At 75.6% G+C, this 2,016-nt stretch carries 1 protein-coding gene; it reads right to left on the bottom strand.

Annotation, left to right across the window (positions count from 1 at the left end; genetic code table 11):
- Positions 1–2,016: ATP-binding protein (locus DQW85_RS23855; protein ID WP_420819181.1), on the bottom strand; the 2,016-nt coding region annotated here is incomplete at both ends.

Raw genomic sequence — 2,016 nt, 5'->3', positions numbered from 1 at the left:
GGGCACATGGTGGGGCGCCTCGGCCGGGGCGTCGGGCGCCTGCGCGGCCGCGGCGTCGATCAGCGCCGCCGGCTCGTCGTCGCCGAGCCGGCGCAGCAGTACGGCGAGGTTGCGCAGGGTGACCCACAGGTGAGTCCAGTTGCCGCTGCGGGCGAAGTACTCGATCACGTCGCGGTAGCCGTCCAGCGCCTCGTGGACGCGGCCGGCGTCGGCGCGCACCGAGAGGAGCCCGACGGTCGCGACGCCGACGAGGAACGTCGCGCCCGAGGTGCGGGCCAGCTCGATGGCGCGCACGTAGTGCCGCTCCGCCGGCTCGCTGTGCCCCGAGAGGCTCTCGATCTCCCCGGCGACGTAGGCGCCCCACGAGAGCATCGTGGGCGACACCGCACCCGCCGATCCCCGGTCGTTCAGTGTCCGCGCCGCGTCGAGGTCGCCCCCGTAGGCCGTCGCCAGGGCGGCCATCCCCAGGCTCTCCCGCTGGGGGCCGGCGAGCACGGCCCCGGCGAGGGCGTGCTCGACCGTGTCGCCGTGGGCGCCGCGGGCCAGGTCGGCCACCGACATCACCATCAGGCAGTGCCATGACCCTGCGCCGTCGGGTGCCCGCTCCAGGCCGGCTCGGGCCAGCCGGTCGGCCCGGCGGTAGTCGCCGCGGTGGTAGACCGCCTCAGCGGCCGTGCCGAGCACGGCGGCCGCCTGCGGGTGGGCGGCGAGCGCCGGGTCGGCGGCCAGTTCCTCCGCCCAGTCCCGGATCTCGATGAGGTCGCGGTAGGCCACGGCCTCGAACAGCGCGACGATCATCGCCGCCGCGTCGTCCAGGGCCTCATGGGCGCGGGCCAGCCGCCACGCGGCCCGCAGGTTCGGCAGCTCGCGGCGCAGGACGGCGTCGGCCTCGGGCTCCCGTTCGGTGGTCATGGCGGCGCCGATCCACGCGGTCAGCTCGACGGCCCACCGCAGCATGCTCTCGGCCGCGGCCTTGTCCTCGCCCTCAGCCGCGAGCCGGTCCAGCCCGAACGCCCGCAGCGTCCCCAGCATGCGGTAGCGGGTGCCCCCGTCGAACCGGGCGTCGATCATGGAGGTGTCGACGAGGCGGGCCAGCACGCCACCGGGATCGCCCTCCAGGCCCAGGCCGGCGGCGATCCGCTCGGCGGTGTCGAGGTCCACCCCGTCGACGAAGACCGACAGATGCCGGAACAGCCGCCGTTCGTCCTCCGTGAGCAGCTGGTACGACCACTCCATGGTCGCCCGCAGTGTCCGGTGCCGGGAGTCCGCGCTGGCCCTGCCGCCGCCGAGGAGGTCGAGCGAGCGGTCGAGGCGGTCACGCAGATCGGCGAGGGAGAACGTGGACATCCGGCCGGCGGCCAGCTCGATGGCCAGCGGCATCCCGTCGAGCCGGCGCACGATGTCGGCGACCGTGCCCAGCTCTGCCTGCGTCGGTGGCGGACCGGGACGAATCCGGCAGGCCCGGTCCAGGAAGAGCGCCACGGACGGCACCCGCGATAGGTCCTGATCGGGATGGGGCAGCGCGAGCGGCGCGAGCCGCGAGACGTGCTCGGCGGCGAGGCCGAGAGGTTCGCGGCTGGTGGCCAGCAGGGGGATCGCGGGACAGGAGGAAAGGATGATGCCCACCAGGTCGCGGACGCCGTCGAGCAGGTGCTCGCAGTTGTCGATCACCAGCAGGCCGGGGCGGTCGCCGCCCAGCAGGGCCAGGCAGGCGGACAGAACGTCGCCCTGGACGACCCTCAGGTTCAGCGCCGCCGCCAGCGCGTGCGGGATGGCGGCGGGATCGGTGACGGGTGCGAGAGGCAGCACCGTCGCCGCGCCGTGCTGCCGCGCCACCTCCAGCGCGACCCGGGTCTTGCCCACGCCGCCGGGCCCGGCGAGTGTGACCAGCCGCTGGGCCGCCAGCAGCCGGAGCAGCTCCGCGACCTGCGCCTCGCGGCCGATCAGCCGCGTGGCGGGCCAGGCCGACACATCCGTCCGAACGGACGCCTCGGGCCGCGCCGCGGGCGGCGCGGG

Source organism: Nonomuraea lactucae (assembly GCF_003313395.1).
Classification (GTDB): Bacteria; Actinomycetota; Actinomycetes; order Streptosporangiales; family Streptosporangiaceae; genus Nonomuraea; species Nonomuraea lactucae.
Note: the sequence above shows the minus strand (reverse complement) of the source record. Positions and strands in the feature narration are given on the sequence as shown.